We start from the raw sequence: 15,010 nt of genomic DNA, 5'->3' as shown, positions 1-15,010 counted from the left end.
CCTGCGGCCGGCCGGCGCAGGCGGACGGGCTACCAGTTCTGTCCGCCGCCGAAGCCGCCGCCGCCGCGCTCCTGCTCCTCCTGGCGCTCGCGCTCGGCGTCGCGGTTGCGCTCCTCGAGCTCCTCCTGACGGGGGTCCTGGGTGGGCTCGGGGGTCGGCTCCGCGCTGGGCTCCTCACCCGACGTCGGCTCCTCGCTCGGCTCCTCGGACGGCTCGTCGGTGGGCTCCCCGCTCGGCTCCTCGGTGGGCTGGTCCTGCGGGTTCTGGCGGTCCTCGCGGGCCTGGTCCTCCTTGTCCTGCTGACGCTCGGAGGTCTGCTCGTTCTGCGGGGAGGTCGTGCACGGGGCGATGACCTCCTGCGCCTCGGCGTAGTAGGCCTCGGCGATGCCCGGGTCGCCGTCGCCGGTCGCCGCGACGTCGCCCAGCGCCTCGATCGCCAGCGAGAGGTTGGTGCGCACACGGCACTCGGGGGACTCCGGCGCCTTGCTGCCCTCGGGACCGCCGGGCAGCGGCCCCGCCTCCGGGACGCGCTCGAGGGCCACCCGCAGGTCCTCCACGGCGAGGAAGTGCTCCTCGGCCCGGTACAGCGCGGTCCCCCGGTTGAACCAGGCCTTCCACTGCTCGGCGAAGCCGGTCCAGCGCTGCTGCGCCTCGTACTGGTCCGCGGCCTCGGGGAAGCGCAGCGCGTCGTAGTCCCGGGTGCCGAGGAGGTTGCCGGCCCACGTCCCGAGGAGCAGCGAGCCGACGACGAGGAAGGCGAGGACGACGGGCGCCGACCACGCGAGGAGGCGACGGCGCAGGCGCAGGTGCGGCGGCAGCGCTGGGCGCTCGCGGGTCCGGCTCATGCCGCGCTCCTCTCACGCCGCACGGGGGCGCCGGGCCGCGGGAAGTGGCGCGCCTGGTGCCACGCCTCCCACGCCAGGAGCACGGCGAGCACCGCCGCGGCGGGCCAGTAGACGTCCTCGTAGACCGACACGTCGCGCCGGCCGTCCGCGGCGATGGTCTCCGCGTCGATCCCGGCGACGAGCCCGCCGACGTCGGAGGGCTGGTTGCGGTGGACGTAGTCGAGCCCGAGCTGCTCGGCGACCCGCCGCAGCTGCGTCTCGTCGATGCGTGAGACGGCGGGCGGGGACCCGGGCTGGGTCTCGTCGAGGATCCACTCGGCGTCGGTGCCCGCGCCGGTCTCGTCGGTCCCGTCGTAGACGCGCATCTGCCCGCCCTGCGCGGTGCCGTACCCGAGGACCGCGCCACCGTCGACGAGCGGGGCGAGGTCGGCGAAGGACTGCGGCTCGCCCTCCTCGCTGCCGTCGCCGCTCGTGTTCTCGCCGTCGGACAGGAGGAACACGACGCGCACGTTCTCCGGGTTGCGCTCCGCGGCGCCCTCGAGCGCCGCCGTGAGGGTCGGCAGCGGCCGGTCGACCGCCGAGCCCGCCGAGTAGGCGGTGATCTCCTGGACGAGGGTGTCGGCCCACGTGCGCACGGCGCGCGCGTCGGTGGTGAGCGGGAGCTGGCGGGCGGCCTGGGAGTCGAAGGTGATGACCGAGTACCGCGCGCCGGGCATCGCCTCGACGATCGCCTCGACGTCGTGCCGCACCCCGTCCAGGCGGGGCTGCCCGCCCGCGTAGTCCTCCGCGGCCATCGAGCCGGTGCGGTCGACGACGAAGAAGACCTCGACGTTCGTCGCGACCGTCGTCGTCGTGCTCGGGACCGCCGGGCCGAGCGCGACGACGAGGAGGGCGAGGACCATCCCGCCGCGGCGCAGCCAGGAGGGGAACGAGCCGTCGCCGCTGCGGCGCGCGCGCACGGCGGCGAGGACGCACACGGTCAGGAGCGGGAGGATGACGACGGCGACGGCCCACGCGGGCCACACGAGACGCAGGATCATGAGCGCAGCCTCCATGCCGCGAGCACCAGCCCGGCGACCCCGGCGACGGCCAGCCACAGCACCGTCTCGGGGCGGTCGGTGATGACGACCTCGGGGGCGGCGTCGAGCTCGACGGCCTGCTGGGAGTCGATGTCGGCGACGATCGCGTCGACCGCGGCCGGGTCGTCGGCCTGGTAGAACAGCCCGCCGTGGCCGGTGACCGCCTCGCGGAAGGCCTGCTCGTTCTCGCGGGAGTAGGACTCGTCGGAGGAGGCGAACAGGCCGTAGAGGCGGATGTCGCGCTCGGCGGCGAGGTCCGCGGCCTCCTGCAGGCCGTAGATCGGCGCGCCGAGCACCTGGTTGTCGGTGACGAGGATGATCGAGCGGGACCGCTCGGTGTCCGACGCGTCGAAGGCGAAGGCGCACGTGGCGAGCCCGTCACCGACGAGCGAGGAGGAGTCCGGGTCGTGGGACATCGTCCCCGCGACGAACTCCTCGAGCTGCTCGAGGGCCTCCGGGGAGTGGAACAGGGCGTCGAGGTCGAAGTCCAGCGCCTCGGCGGCGGCGTCGAGCTCCTCGGTGACGAGGGCGTAGTCGTCGGTGAGCGGGAAGACCGAGCGGGACGTGGAGTTCCACACCGACAGGGCGATCCGCTCGCCGTCGAAGGACTCGACCATCTGGGAGAAGGTCCGCACGATCTCGCTGTCGAACTCGATCATCGAGCCGGACACGTCGAGGCACAGGACGATGTCGCGGGTGGCCATGACCTCGGCGCGCACGTCGCGGTCGGCGGGCCGGGCCAGGAGCAGGGCGGTGCCGAGGGAGGCGACGAGCGTGAAGACGCCGAGCCCGCCGAGGGCCACCTGGTACAGGCGCATCCGCCTGCGGTAGGTGGGCAGGCGGCGCAGGTAGCCGGTGTTGGCCAGCCAGCGCACCTGCCGGGCCGGGCGGCCCTCGCGCGGCATGAACCAGCCGAGCACCGCGGCGGCGAGGACGAGCCCGAGGACCACCGGGATGAGCCACGTCATGAGCATCACCACTGGCGGATCACCTCCCGGGCGCGCTCGGCGGCCGTCACGGCCTCGGCGTCGCTGCGCCGCGCGAAGGACGGCTCCTCCCACAGGCGCAGGAGGTCACCGAGCCGGGCGGTGGGGTCGTAGCCGGCGATGTCCCCCGCCGTCCACGACCGCACGTCCCGCCCGATCCGCTCGGAGGCGAACTCGCGCATGATCCGGGCGAGCTCGAGGTGCAGCCCGCGCAGGTCCTCCTCACCCCGCCGGTAGGACTCCAGGGCGGCGTCGACGTCCGCGGCGAAGCGCGCCCGCCCGTCGGGCGACACGGAGCCCGCCTCGGTGGGCCGCGCGCGGCGGGTGGAGAGCAGGACGAAGGCGTACCAGCCGGCGACGGCGAGCAGGAGCACGCCGCCCAGCACGGGCACCCACGCCGAGTAGGCCTCGGGGGGCAGCAGGTCCTCAAGCCCGGACACGTCGCTGCCTCCGGAACAGGTCGAGGAGGGCGTCGACGACGTCGTCGGAGCTCGAGGCGACGACGTGCTCGATCCCGCGGCGGCGCAGCATGTCGCGCACCCGCTTCTTGCGGTTGGCCACGGCCGTGGTCGCGGCCGCGTGCAGGCGGCGGTCGCGCTGGAGGAAGGGGGGCAGGACGAGCCCTCCCTCGACGTCCGCGACGGGGCCCAGGCCCGGGGTGGTGGGCACGGCGTCGGCCACCGAGATCACCATGATGTCGTGGCGGGTGCGCAGCCGGCGCAGCGCCTCCTCGTCGGTGAGGGCCGGACGGGCCTCGTCGGTGATGAGCACGACGAGCGTGCGCCGGGTGGCCGAGGTGAGGATCCGGTCCAGGACGCGGGACAGGTCCGAGGACGGCGCCTCCCGGGTGAGGTCGCGCTCGAGGATCCGCAGGAGCATCTCCATGTGGCCGGTCCCGCCGCGCGCCGGGACCTGGGTGATGCGACGCGAGTCGCCGGCGACGAGCCCGACGAGGTCGCCGCGGGCGCGGGCGAGGTAGGCGACGACGTCGGCGGCGAACAGCGCGATCTCCGACTTGCGCTCCCCGCTCGGGGCGGTGGCCGCCATCGAGCGGCCGGTGTCGACCGCGAGGACCATCGCGAGGTTCGACTCGTGGACGAAGCGGCGGATGACCGGGTGGCCCGTGCGCGCCGAGGCCTTCCAGTCGATGTCCTTGACGTCGTCGCCCGGGTGGTACTCGACCATGTCGTCGAAGTCCTGCCCGTGCCCGGTGAAGATCGAGCGGTGCTGGCCGTCGAGCAGGCCCGAGGCGCGCCGGACCGTGGGCAGGTCCAGGCGCGCTCGGATCTTCGCCAGCCGCGACGCGCTCGACATTTACGGGGCGGGGACCGCGGCGAAGACGGCGTCGATGAGGGCCTCGGGCGCGACGTTGTTCGCCAGGGCGTCGTAGGTGCGCACGAGCCGGTGGCGCAGGACGCTGTGGCTCAGCGCCTTGACGTCGTCGGGCACGACGTAGGTGCGCCCCTGCTGCAGCGCGTGCGCCTGGGCGATGCGCATGAGCGCGATCGCACCGCGCGGGCTGGCGCCGACGCGCACGTGCTGGGAGAACTTCGGCAGGGGCCGCGGTCCACCGCCGCGGGTGGTGTTGACGACGGCGACGACGTACTGCTTGATCGACGCGTCGACGTACACCTGGGAGGCCAGCCGCTGGAGGAACATGACGTCCTCCAGGGTGATCGGCTCGCTGCGCAGCGGGGCGTCGAAGGAGCCGGAGCTGATGCCGTCGAGGATGCGGATCTCCTCGGTCGGCGTCGGGTAGGTGAGCACCTCCTTGACGAGGAACCGGTCCATCTGGGCCTCGGGCAGCACGTAGGTGCCCTCCTCCTCGATGGGGTTCTGCGTCGCGAGCACCATGAACGGCTTGGGGAGCGGGTAGACCTCCCCGCCGATCGAGGTCTGCTTCTCCTGCATCGCCTCGAGCATCGCCGACTGCGTCTTGGCGCTGGACCGGTTGATCTCGTCGAGGAGCACGAGGTTGGCGTGGACGGGGCCGAGCTGGGTGGTGAACGTCCCGGTGCCGTAGTTGAAGATCTGCGTGCCGACGATGTCGTTCGGCATGAGGTCGGGGGTGCACTGGATCCGGTGGAAGGAGCCCGAGACCGACGACGCGAGCGTCTGTGCCGCCGTCGTCTTGGCCAGGCCCGGCACCGACTCCAGGAGGATGTGCCCGCCGGCGAGCAGCGTGGAGACGAGGGCGACGCGCAGCGCCTCCTGGCCGATGACCCGCTGGCCGAAGATGTCGTTGACGCGCCCGAGCAGCTCGGCGGAGCGTCGCAGGTCGGTCTGGTCGATGGTCGCCGCGCTGGGCGCGAGGCCCGTGCCGGTCGGTGTGGTCATCGTTCCCCTTGTCCTCGAAGCCGGCCGCGGCCGGCCCGGCCTGCGCCGTGTACCTGCGCGAGTATGCCATCCACGCCTGGGGGCGGCCCGGGGGTTGTGTGGGGCCGCGCCGGGCGGATCTACCCTGGACGCGTGAGCCCCACGCCCCCCACCGCCCCACCCCGGCCCACGCTCGGTCTGCCGCTGGCGGCGGTCGCCGCGGGGGCCGCGCTCGTCCTCGGGCTGCTGTTCTCCGGCGCCGTCGCCCCCAGCGGCGTGCTCGACCCGGGGGCGCTCGTGCGCTGGGGCGTGCCCGCGACCACCGTGCTCGCCGACGCCGCCGCGGCGGCGACGATCGGCGCCCTCGCGCTGTGCGCGCTCGTCCTGCCCGCCCCGGCCCGCCCGGGCGCCGGCGGTGCGGCTGCCCGCCGGGCGGCCTCCCGGCACACCGCCGTCGACGGGACTGCGTGGCTGCTCTCGGCCCGGGTCGCCGCCGTCGCCGCGGTGCTCTGGACGCTCGCGGGAGTCGTGCGCATCGTCCTCACCTACGCCCGCACCTCCGGTCGCGGGCTCACCGAGCCGAGCTTCGGGCCCGAGCTCGCCCACTTCGTCACCCAGATCCCCGTGGGGCGCCACTACCTGGTGGCGACCGTGCTCACCGCGGTGCTCGCCACCGTGTGCGTCGCCGTCGTGACGCCCACGGGCGCGGCCCTCGCCTCGGTGCTCGCGCTCGTCGCGCTCGTCCCGATCGCGCTCACCGGGCACGCCGCCGGGGCCGCGGACCACGGGCTCGCCGTGTCGTCGATGTGGCTGCACATCGGCTCGATGTCGCTGTGGGCGGGGGGCCTGGGGGTGCTCTGCCTCGTCGGGCGGCGCCTGGGGATCGACCGGGACGCCGCGGTGCGGCGCTACTCCGCCCTCGCCGGGTGGAGCTTCGCGCTCGTGGGGATCTCCGGCCTGGCCAACGGGATCGTCCGGGTGGGCTCGCTGGCGGGCCTCGGCACGCCCTACGGGCAGCTCGTCCTCGTCAAGACCGGCGCGTTCCTCGTGCTCGGCGTCGTCGGCTGGCTGCACCGTCGGCGCACGGTGCCGCAGGTGGCGCAGCGGCCGGGCCTGTTCTGGCGGGTGGCGGCCGTCGAGGTTCTCCTCATGGCCGCCGTCATCGGCGTCTCGGTCGCCCTGGCGGCCAGCCCGCCGCCAGTGCCGCAGGAGCCGACCACGCGGCCCAGCCCGGTCGAGGCGGTCACCGGGTACCCGGCGCCGCCGACGCCGTCCTTCGCCGCCTGGCTGAGCGAGTGGCGGGTGGACATCCTCTTCGCCGTCGCCGCCGCCGCCGCGGTCGCCGTCTACCTCACGTGGGCGCGGCGGCTGCGCCGGCGCGGGGACGACTGGCCGGCGCTGCGGACCGTCTCCTGGGTCGCCGGCGTGGTGCTCTTCGCCTGGGTGACCTCCGGCGGGCCGGCCGTCTACGGGCTCGTCCTGTTCAGCGCCCACATGCTCCAGCACATGCTGCTCGCCATGGTCGTGCCGATCCTCTTCGTGCTCGGCGCGCCGGTGACGCTGGCCCTGCGGGCGCTCCCGGCGCGGACCGACGGCTCGCGCGGGCCGCGGGAGTGGCTGCTCGCGCTCGTCCACTCCCGGTGGGCGCAGTTCCTGGCCCGGCCGGTGGTCGCGGCGATCAACTTCGCGGGCTCGATGATCGTCTTCTACTACTCCCCGCTGTTCGCCTTCGCGCTCGACATGGACCTGCACATCGGGCACGTGCTCATGGTCGTCCACTTCACCCTCGCGGGGTACCTGTTCGCCAACGCGCTCATCGGCATCGACCCCGGACCGAGCCGCCCGTCCTACCCGATGCGGCTGCTCCTGCTCTTCGCGACGATGGCGTTCCACGCGTTCTTCGGCGTCTCGGTCATGCAGGCGACGACGCTCTTCGCCGCCGACCACTTCGGCCGCCTCGGGCTGCCGTGGGGCGTGGACGCGCTGGCCGACCAGGAGCTCGGCGGCGCGCTCGCCTGGGGGATCGGGGAGCTGCCCACGCTCGTGCTCGCCGTCGCCGTCGCCATCGCGTGGTCGCGCGACGAGGACCGCACCGCGCGTCGCCAGGACCGCCAGGCGGACCGGGACGACGACGCCGCCCTCACCGCCTACAACGCCCGCCTCGCCCAGCTCGCCGACCACGACCGCTGACCCGCTCACCCCCTCCCTTCGCCGACAGCCGACTTCCGCGCGAGAGCCGACTTCCGCGCGGGAGCCGACTTCCGACGCGCGTCTACGACCTGGGTCTGACCCCCGTCCCCCTGCGGGCCGACGTGACGGGCCGGACGAGCAGCCCCGCGGCTGATTCGCGCGCGGCCGGTCCCGGCCAGCATGGAGGTATGGACGAGCAGAAGACCGCGACCCTCAACCGGCCCACGGCACGCGGGGGCGGCGCGCCCCTCACGCAGCGTGCGCTGCGGGCGGGGTGGTGGACGACTGCCGTCACCTTCACCGTCGGCGCCTTCGTCGCGCTCGACCGTGCGGCCTGGGTCGACGGGCTGGCCGAGCCCACCCAGAACGCGCTGCGCATCGCGACCGGCGCGGCGCTCATCGCCCTCGCCGGTCTGCTCGACCCGTGGGGGTCGCGCGAGGAGCCGCGCGACTAGCCGATCCAGCTGCCGAGCTCGACGTCCCTGCCCTCGAGCCGCAGCTCGAGCCCGTCCCGGCCGACCGCGAGGCGGGTCGGCTCGAGACCGTCGGAGAGCCCGGGAATCTCGAGCCGCACGTCCCGGAGCGCGCCCTCGAGGAGGTCGATGACCTCCTGCGGCACGTCCGCCGTCCCCACCGAGATGTCCTCCAGACGCAGCCCGACGGCGCCGTCGACGATGACCGGCTCCACGCGCGCGTCGAGCTCGAGCCCGCCGGCGTCGATCCCGACCTGGAGGAGCCCGTCCGCGACCTCCACCTGCAGCGGCAGGCCGGGCAGCCCGCCCTGGCCGAAGGCGTCGCGCAATGTCGACACCGGGATGTCCGCGTTGATCTCGACGGTCTCGGCCCGGTAGGGCTCCCGGGGCGTGACCCCGCGCGCCGCGACACGGACGTCCTGCAGCTCGAGCCCGTCGGCGACGAGGCTCGGCGCCCTGCCGCGGATCTCGGAGAGCCGGCCGGCCAGCACCTGGGTGAGGAACGGGAAGCCGTCGATCTCGACCTCCGTCCCGGGGGCGAGCTCGGCCCACTCGCGTGCCTCGGCGAGCACCCGGTTCTCGGCCTGCGCGACGGCGAACCGGTCGACGGCGACGAAGGCCGCCCCGAGGACGACGAGGACGACGAGGACCACCGTGGCGACGCGACGCATGGGCCAACCGTACGGGCCGGGCCGCCCGCGGACATGTCGCTCGAGCGTCGGCGCGGCCGCGCCCCTGTCCGACCACGTCGGCCGCGGACCGGGGAGGAGGTACGTCGTCCGCACACGTCAGACTGCCCCACCACACGGGGCAACCTGACGTGCAGCGAACACACCACCGCCCCCTCGGCCGGTCAGACTGCCCCACCACACGGGGCAACCTGACGTGTCCCGCCCTCAGCACCCGCCGTCGGCGCCGCCGCAGCGGAGCACAGGCCCGCAGCGGGCGTGGGCGGAGCGGGGGTGGGCGGCGACGAGCAGGGATCAGTAGGGCCAGCGCAGCCCCTCGCCGGGCTCACGGGGCCGAGGCTCCCGGCCGAACCGCGTCCCCGGCGGGATCGCGAACCCCTCGGCCGTCCACCGCGGCTGAGGTCCGCAGCGTCCGGTGCCCAGGAACTCGTGCAGCACCCACCACAGCGGCTCGTTCGCCATCCTCGGCACCTCCCTGACCTCCCTGTGTGCCGGGAAGCGACGGTCGGAGCGGTCACGGGCCCGTAGGTCCGTCGGGGTCCACCGGGTGACGAGCTCACCGTCGGCCCCGACGACGCCCAGCGAGTGACCGGTCCTCCCGAGCAGGTCGAGCACCAGCTCGAGAGAGCACCCCAGCGCGGACCGTTCGACCCGGGCGAGCGTGGACTTCGGGACGCCGGCCGCCTCCGCGAACGCCCGCTGGCTCATCCCCAGCTCGCGGCGGGTCGCGCGCAGGACGAGGCCCACCTGCTCGTGGAACGGGACGGTCGCCATGCGATGACCGTGCACCCTCGCCCGTCGCGGCGTCGGCACGGACCCCCGCCCCTGGGGACCGGGGTGCAGGGCGTCCGACTGTGGACCGGCGCGCCGAGGCGGAGTTCGTAACGACGAGGTCACGTTTCCGTAACGCCACCTCCGTAGCGTCCGACTCCCACGACAGTTCCTCACTGCAGGAGGCAGGCATATGCACCACCGCAGAACCGCCACACGCCGCATCGCTCTCGCGGCGCTCGTCCCGTCCATGGCGCTGACGCTCGTCACCGCACCCGCGAGCGCGGCCGCGGACGACGGCACCGCCGACAGCCTGGTCGTGGAGGCGACCATCTCCTCCATCCACCAGGCTCTGGCCGGAGGCGACGTGTCCTGCACCGACCTCGTCGCGGCCTACGTCGACCGGATCGAGACCTACGACGCCGAGACGACGAACGCCGTGCAGGTCGTCAGCACCCAGGCCATGGCAGCGGCCGCGGAGCTCGACGCCGAGTACGCGCGGACCGGCCTCACGGGGCCGCTCCACTGCGTCCCGGTCCTCGTCAAGGACCAGGTGGAGACCGCGGACATGCCGACGACGTACGGCTCGGCGATCTTCGCCGGCTTCGAGACGGGCCGGGACGCCACCGTGGTGACCCGCCTGCGCGAGGCAGGCGCCGTCATCCTCGCCAAGACCAACATGGGCGAGTTCGCCAGCGGCTGGGCCGGCTCTGCCTTCGGCGTGTGCCGCAACCCCTACGACCTCTCCCGCGCCGCGAGCAGCTCCTCGTGCGGGACCGGCGCGGCAGTGGCCGCCAACTACGGTGCCGTCGGGATCGCCGAGGACACCGGTGGCTCGACGCGCGGTCCGGCGGCGTGGAACAACGCCGTCGGACTGCGTCCGACGACCCCGCTCATCAGCCGGTACGGGATGATGCCCGCCAACCCGACCTACGACACCCTCGGCCCCCTCACCCGCACGGTCGAGGACGCCGCGATCGTCACGAGCGTCATCGCCGGGCCGGACCCGAACGACCCGCTCACCGCCGAGGCCGAGGGGCACGTGGACGACTACGCCGCCGGCCTGGACGCCGACGACCTCGAGGGCAAGCGCGTGGGCGTGGTCCGCGAGCCCATGTCGGCCGACACCGACACCACCGCCCCCGACTACGCCCGGGTGCAGGCCGTCGTCGACGCCGCGTACGCCGACATGGAGGCGCTCGGCGCCGAGGTGATCGAGGTCGAGATCCCCCGGCTTCGCGAGCTCCTCGCGGCCTACTCCGCCGGAGGCGCCGAGACGGAGGCCGCGACCAACGCCTACCTGGCCGACCTCGCCGACATCTCCGACCCGCCCGTCGCCACCTTCGAGGAGATCGCGACCTCGCCGCTCGTGACGCCGACCCGGCAGGCGAGCCTGCGCAGCCTGCTCGGACGGACCACCGAGGACCCCGAGTACCTCGAGGGCGAGCAGATGCGCGAGGAGCTCCGCCAGGCGGTCCTCGCCGTGATGGACGAGCACGAGCTCGACGCCATCGCCCACGCGACGTTCGACCACGAGGCACCGGTCATCCCCGCCGACCAGCTCACCAACCCGGACGCGACCGCGGGACTGCGTCAGGGCAGCAACCGCAACCTCGCCCCGGTCACCGGCTTCCCGGCGCTGGCGGTCCCCGCTGGCTTCACGACCGCGGGCATCCCGGTCGGCATCGACCTCCTCGGCCGCCCCTGGTCGGAAGCCGTGCTCTTCGAGATGGCCTACGCCTACGAGCAGGGCACGCAGCACCGCACGGCACCGGCCGACTTCCCCGCGCTGCCGGACGAGCCGGGCACCACGCCCCCGCCGGCGGGTCCGCGGCCCACGGCGACGTTCCACCTGAGCAACGACTGGCGCGGCACGACCCACACCACCCTCCCCTACGGGCAGCGCACCGACGAGGTGCTCATCGGCGACTGGGACGGGGACGGGAGCGAGTCCGTCGCCGTGCGCCGGGGCAGCACCTTCCACGTCCCGGACCCCACCGGTGCCGAGGCGGTCCTCTCCTACGGGCGTCCGGGTGACGCAGTCCTCGTGGGGGACTGGGACGGCGACGGCACGGACACCTTCGCCGTCCGGCGGGGGGCCACCTACTACGTGAAGAACTCCCTGCGCGGCGGGAACGCCGACGTCGTCCTCACCTACGGCCGGCCGTCCGACACGGTGCTCGTCGGGGACTGGGACGGCAACGGCACTGACACCCTCGCCGTGCGACGCGGGGCCGACTTCCACGTGAAGAACTCCCTCAGCGGCGGCGCGGCCTCCGTGTCCTTCACCTTCGGACGCCCCGGGGACATCGCCCTCACCGGCGACTGGGACGGCAACGGCACCGACACCGTCGCGGTCCAACGGGACCGCACGTTCCACGTGAGCAACTCGCTGCGGGCGGGGGCGGCAGCGACCGTCGTCACCTTCGGCAGGACGGGGGACGAGGTGCACGTCGGTGACTGGGACGGCGACGGGAGCCAGACGCTCGGCATCCGCCGCACGACGGCCGGCTGACGGAAGGGACCCGCGGTCCTCTCGACCGCGGGTCCCGTCCGCTCACCCCTCCCAGGCGTGGCGCAGGGGCGAGGCGTCGAGGTCCACGAGGAGGTCGGCGACCGAGTCGTAGACGGCGACGGCGCCGGCGCCGGTGAGCTCGGCCTCGCTGATTCCTCCGGTGAGCACGCCGACGCACGGCACCCCGGCGCGGGCGGCGGCCTCGACGTCCCACACGGTGTCCCCGACGAAGACGGCGCGGTCGGCCGGGACGTCGACGGCGTCCAGCGCCGTCCTCACGATGTCGGGGTCGGGCTTGGCCTCCTCGACGTCGCCTGCGGAGGTGACGGCGTCGACGTCGTCGACGATGCCGAGCACCCTCTCGAGGATCTCCAGCTCCTCCGGGGCGGCGGAGGTCGCGAGCACGACGCGCACGCCGCGTTCCTTGAGCGCGCGGACGAGCTCGGGGACCCCGTCGAACCGGTGGAGCTCGTCGGCCGCCTCCGCGTAGTAGCGCGTGTGCAGCTCCTCCGCCCGCTCCCCGAGCTCCTCGAGGCGGTCACCGAGCAGCTCGGCGAGCAGCAGGCTGCCGCCCATCCCGATGCGTCGGTGGATGCGCCAGGCGTCCACCGGGTGGCCCACCTCCCGGAACGCGCGCGTCCACGCGAAGGTGTGGACGTAGTTGGAGTCGGCGAGAGTCCCGTCGATGTCGAGGAGCACGGCACCGGGCGCGTCGGTAGGCATGGGACGTTCGTACCGCAGGGCGCAGGTCCCCGCATCCGCGCCCGGCGTCACTCCTCGTCGGCGTCGTCGGCGGCGTCGAGCCGGTGGCTCATGTCGGTGTACCAGGCGAGGGCGTCCATTCCCGTCAGGCCGAGCTCGGCGGCGACGGCGAGGAGCACCTGCTCCCGCTCGGCCTCCAGGGCGTCCCCGAGCGTGACGTCGGACGCCGCGAGCGCCTGCTGCAGGCGGCGGGTGAACCACTCGGCCACCTCGACCGCCACCGGCGACGGGTGCTCGCCGGCCATGTGCTCGCCCTCGACCATGACGAGCTCGACCGCCTGCACCGCCCTGCTCGTGACCTCGGTGTCACTCAGCCGTGCGCTCAGGTCGGCCGAGACCTCCTGCAGGGCGCGGGCGCGGCCCTCCGCGCGGACGTGGTCGAGCAGCTCGGCGAGGTCACCCTCGGGAGGCAGTCCGAGGCGCAGCTGCGCGCGCCGCACCTCCCCCAACCCCGGGATGGCGGCCACCGCCGCCTCGAAGACGGGCACGACGGCCTCGACGGCCGCCTGCGCCCGGGTGAGGTACAGCTCGCGCACGCTCTCGGTCAGCCGCTCCCACGTGTCGGTGCCGGCGGCCTCACGCAGCGCGAGGCGCCGCGCCGCCTCCGGCACGACCTGCTCCACGACGTCACCGAGCATCCGCGTCGACTCGTCCCAGGGCTCCTCCGGCTCGCCGAGCAGCTCGGCGCGCAGCCGGGCGCGCTCCTCGCGCAGCCAGTGGATCTGCCGCTGCGCCGCGGACAGCGCGCGGGCCAGCTCCACCTCGACCGAGCCCTGGGCTGCGGCGAGGAGGTCCTCCCCCTCCGGGACGCCGTCGGCGACCGCCACGACACCAACGCTAGCCGCGCGGACCGCCCACAGCGAGGGGGTACCCGGCGATTCCGGCCCGGATGCGCCTGCCGACCCTGCTGGGTAGTGTCCGGGCCACTCGCGGCGGGCGGCGCCGCGATACGGACGGGGGGACGACGATGCCTGACCTCGAGGGCTGGGACCAGACGCTGGGAGCGGGGCCGCTCCTCCTCATCGCGGCGGGGGCGGTGGCCCTCATCCTCGTGCTCGTCATCTGGCTCAAGATGCACGCCTTCCTCACCCTCGTCCTCGTCTCGCTGCTCACGGCGTTCGCCACCGGGCTGCCGGCGTCGCAGATCGTCCCGGCGCTCGTCTCGAGCTTCGGCGGGACCCTCGGCCAGGTGGCGCTGCTCATCGCGCTCGGGGCGATGCTCGGAAAGCTCGTCGAGCACAGCGGCGGGGCCCGGGTGCTCGCGGAGAGGATGGTCTCCCTCTTCGGGGAGCGGCGGGCACCGCTCGGGCTCGGCCTGGCCTCCCTCGCCTTCGGCTTCCCGATCTTCTTCGACGCCGGGCTCGTCGTCATGCTGCCGGTCATCTTCGCGGTGGCACGTCGGCTGGGGAACAACGTGCTGCTCTACGGCTTCCCCGCCGCCACGGCGTTCTCCGTCATGCACGTGTTCGTCCCGCCGCACCCCGGACCGGTGGCGGCCTCGGAGCTCTACGACGCGAACATCGGCCTCGTCCTCGTCGTCGGCGTCCTCATCGCGCTGCCGGTCTGGTACCTCACCGGCTACCGGTGGGGGCTGTTCGTCGGCCACCGCTTCGTCCTGCCGGTGCCCGCCCTGTTCGGCAGCACCGACGACGACGAGACGGTCGACCCGCCGAGCGTGGCCACGGTCATCCTCATCCTGCTGCTCCCGCTCGTGCTCATCTTCCTCAACACCGGGCTCGACTTCCTCAGCACCGCCGGCGTCGTCGACGAGAGGGAGACGTGGGTGCAGGTCCTCGTCTCCCTCGGCAGCGCGCCGGTCGCCCTGCTCATCTCCGTACTCGTCGCGCTCGTCGTGCTCGGCCGGCGGCGCGGGGTGAGGGGCACCGCCCTGGAGAAGATCGTCGACTCCTCCCTCGGCCCGGTCGCCTCCGTCATCCTCATCACCGGTGCGGGCGGCATGTTCGGCGGGATCCTGCGGCTGTCGGGGATCGGTGACGCCCTCGCCGGGGTGCTCGGCGACCTCGGCGTGCCGATCATCCTCGCCGCCTACCTCACCGCGGTCGTCCTGCGCGTCGCGCAGGGCTCGGCGACGGTCGCCCTCGTCACCGCCGCGGGCCTCATGGGACCCGCCGTCGAGGCCGGCGACTTCAGCGCGCTGCAGGTCGTCGCCATCGTCCTCGCGACGGCGGCCGGCTCGGTGTTCGCCAGCCACGTCAACGACTCGGGGTTCTGGCTCGTCGGGCGGCTCATGGGCATGGACGTCAAGACGACCCTCAAGACGTGGACGGTCCAGCAGTCGCTGCAGTCGGTGGCCGGTTTCCTCTGCTGCCTCGCGGTGTACGCGGTCTTCTGACGGACCTGCGTGGTAGGACAGGGAGGTGACC

14 protein-coding genes are annotated in these 15,010 nt (G+C 74.1%); 4 read left to right on the top strand and 10 right to left on the bottom strand.

The annotated features are described in order from the left end of the window. Positions 1 to 29: 29 nt before the first annotated feature. The 6 genes from FHE66_RS07495 to FHE66_RS07470 are packed head-to-tail and all read right to left on the bottom strand — an operon-like array spanning position 30 to position 5,247. Positions 30 to 845, bottom strand: a complete 816-nt coding sequence (locus FHE66_RS07495; protein WP_139072334.1) for a hypothetical protein — start codon at positions 843 to 845, stop codon at positions 30 to 32. Beyond that, a complete protein-coding gene (locus tag FHE66_RS07490) occupies positions 842 to 1,885 on the bottom strand; it encodes a VWA domain-containing protein (RefSeq protein WP_176554693.1) in 1,044 nt (347 codons plus the stop codon). The genes FHE66_RS07495 and FHE66_RS07490 overlap by 4 nt, the downstream gene beginning before the upstream one ends. Next, positions 1,882 to 2,892: a VWA domain-containing protein gene (locus FHE66_RS07485; protein ID WP_168202757.1), complete on the bottom strand. Its 1,011-nt coding sequence runs from the start codon at positions 2,890 to 2,892 to the stop codon at positions 1,882 to 1,884. Before FHE66_RS07485 ends, FHE66_RS07490 begins: the two co-directional genes overlap by 4 nt. Positions 2,893 to 2,897: 5 nt before the next feature. Then, a complete protein-coding gene (locus FHE66_RS07480) occupies positions 2,898 to 3,350 on the bottom strand; it encodes a hypothetical protein (RefSeq protein WP_139072331.1) in 453 nt (150 codons plus the stop codon). Beyond that, positions 3,337 to 4,224: a DUF58 domain-containing protein gene (locus tag FHE66_RS07475; protein ID WP_139072330.1), complete on the bottom strand. Its 888-nt coding sequence runs from the start codon at positions 4,222 to 4,224 to the stop codon at positions 3,337 to 3,339. The genes FHE66_RS07480 and FHE66_RS07475 overlap by 14 nt, the downstream gene beginning before the upstream one ends. Then, positions 4,225 to 5,247 (bottom strand): MoxR family ATPase, encoded by a 1,023-nt coding sequence (locus FHE66_RS07470; protein WP_139072329.1) that lies wholly within the window; start codon positions 5,245 to 5,247, stop codon positions 4,225 to 4,227. A gap of 132 nt (positions 5,248 to 5,379) precedes the next feature. Here FHE66_RS07470 and FHE66_RS07465 point away from each other — a divergent pair, with 132 nt between their 5' ends. Beyond that, positions 5,380 to 7,416 (top strand): cytochrome c oxidase assembly protein, encoded by a 2,037-nt coding sequence (locus FHE66_RS07465; protein WP_255303643.1) that lies wholly within the window; start codon positions 5,380 to 5,382, stop codon positions 7,414 to 7,416. Between the two features lie 188 nt (positions 7,417 to 7,604). Beyond that, positions 7,605 to 7,871, top strand: a complete 267-nt coding sequence (locus tag FHE66_RS07460) for a hypothetical protein (RefSeq protein ID WP_139072327.1) — start codon at positions 7,605 to 7,607, stop codon at positions 7,869 to 7,871. On the opposite strand, the gene FHE66_RS07455 is transcribed toward FHE66_RS07460, so the two are convergent. Together FHE66_RS07455 and FHE66_RS15460 are read right to left on the bottom strand one after the other, a co-directional pair. Then, positions 7,868 to 8,560 carry a DUF2993 domain-containing protein gene (locus tag FHE66_RS07455; RefSeq protein WP_139072326.1) on the bottom strand — a complete coding sequence of 231 codons (693 nt, stop codon included), beginning with the start codon at positions 8,558 to 8,560 and terminating at the stop codon, positions 7,868 to 7,870. The genes FHE66_RS07460 and FHE66_RS07455 overlap by 4 nt on opposite strands. A 312-nt stretch (positions 8,561 to 8,872) precedes the next feature. Next, on the bottom strand, positions 8,873 to 9,352 hold the full coding sequence (locus FHE66_RS15460; RefSeq protein WP_176554692.1) for a helix-turn-helix domain-containing protein: 480 nt from the start codon (positions 9,350 to 9,352) through the stop codon (positions 8,873 to 8,875). Between the two features lie 190 nt (positions 9,353 to 9,542). On the opposite strand from FHE66_RS15460, the gene FHE66_RS07445 reads away from it, so the two are divergent. Then, positions 9,543 to 11,864: an amidase gene (locus FHE66_RS07445; protein WP_139072324.1), complete on the top strand. Its 2,322-nt coding sequence runs from the start codon at positions 9,543 to 9,545 to the stop codon at positions 11,862 to 11,864. Positions 11,865 to 11,906: 42 nt separating this feature from the next. Here FHE66_RS07445 and FHE66_RS07440 read toward each other — a convergent pair whose 3' ends face one another. Both FHE66_RS07440 and FHE66_RS07435 read right to left on the bottom strand, forming a co-directional pair. Next, entirely contained in the window at positions 11,907 to 12,587 is a 681-nt protein-coding gene (locus FHE66_RS07440) for an HAD family hydrolase (protein WP_139072323.1), read from the bottom strand. A gap of 47 nt (positions 12,588 to 12,634) precedes the next feature. Next, on the bottom strand, positions 12,635 to 13,453 hold the full coding sequence (locus FHE66_RS07435; RefSeq protein WP_139072322.1) for a hypothetical protein: 819 nt from the start codon (positions 13,451 to 13,453) through the stop codon (positions 12,635 to 12,637). Between the two features lie 140 nt (positions 13,454 to 13,593). On the opposite strand from FHE66_RS07435, the gene FHE66_RS07430 reads away from it, so the two are divergent. Then, on the top strand, positions 13,594 to 14,979 hold the full coding sequence (locus FHE66_RS07430) for a GntP family permease (RefSeq protein ID WP_139072321.1): 1,386 nt from the start codon (positions 13,594 to 13,596) through the stop codon (positions 14,977 to 14,979). Positions 14,980 to 15,010: the final 31 nt, after the last annotated feature.

The sequence above is a fragment of the Georgenia sp. 311 genome, assembly GCF_006151955.1.
Lineage (GTDB): Bacteria > Actinomycetota > Actinomycetes > Actinomycetales > Actinomycetaceae > Oceanitalea > Oceanitalea wutianyii.
Note: the sequence above shows the minus strand (reverse complement) of the source record. Positions and strands in the feature narration are given on the sequence as shown.

Coding starts and splice junctions, on each gene's coding strand:
- FHE66_RS07440 (WP_139072323.1), bottom strand. CDS start 12,587: ATGCCTACCGACGCGCCCGGTGCCGTGCTCCTCGACATCGACGGGACT.
- FHE66_RS07495 (WP_139072334.1), bottom strand. CDS start 845: ATGAGCCGGACCCGCGAGCGCCCAGCGCTGCCGCCGCACCTGCGCCTG.
- FHE66_RS07445 (WP_139072324.1), top strand. CDS start 9,543: ATGCACCACCGCAGAACCGCCACACGCCGCATCGCTCTCGCGGCGCTC.
- FHE66_RS07455 (WP_139072326.1), bottom strand. CDS start 8,560: ATGCGTCGCGTCGCCACGGTGGTCCTCGTCGTCCTCGTCGTCCTCGGG.
- FHE66_RS07460 (WP_139072327.1), top strand. CDS start 7,605: ATGGACGAGCAGAAGACCGCGACCCTCAACCGGCCCACGGCACGCGGG.
- FHE66_RS15460 (WP_176554692.1), bottom strand. CDS start 9,352: ATGGCGACCGTCCCGTTCCACGAGCAGGTGGGCCTCGTCCTGCGCGCG.
- FHE66_RS07470 (WP_139072329.1), bottom strand. CDS start 5,247: ATGACCACACCGACCGGCACGGGCCTCGCGCCCAGCGCGGCGACCATC.
- FHE66_RS07430 (WP_139072321.1), top strand. CDS start 13,594: ATGCCTGACCTCGAGGGCTGGGACCAGACGCTGGGAGCGGGGCCGCTC.
- FHE66_RS07475 (WP_139072330.1), bottom strand. CDS start 4,224: ATGTCGAGCGCGTCGCGGCTGGCGAAGATCCGAGCGCGCCTGGACCTG.
- FHE66_RS07490 (WP_176554693.1), bottom strand. CDS start 1,885: ATGATCCTGCGTCTCGTGTGGCCCGCGTGGGCCGTCGCCGTCGTCATC.
- FHE66_RS07485 (WP_168202757.1), bottom strand. CDS start 2,892: ATGACGTGGCTCATCCCGGTGGTCCTCGGGCTCGTCCTCGCCGCCGCG.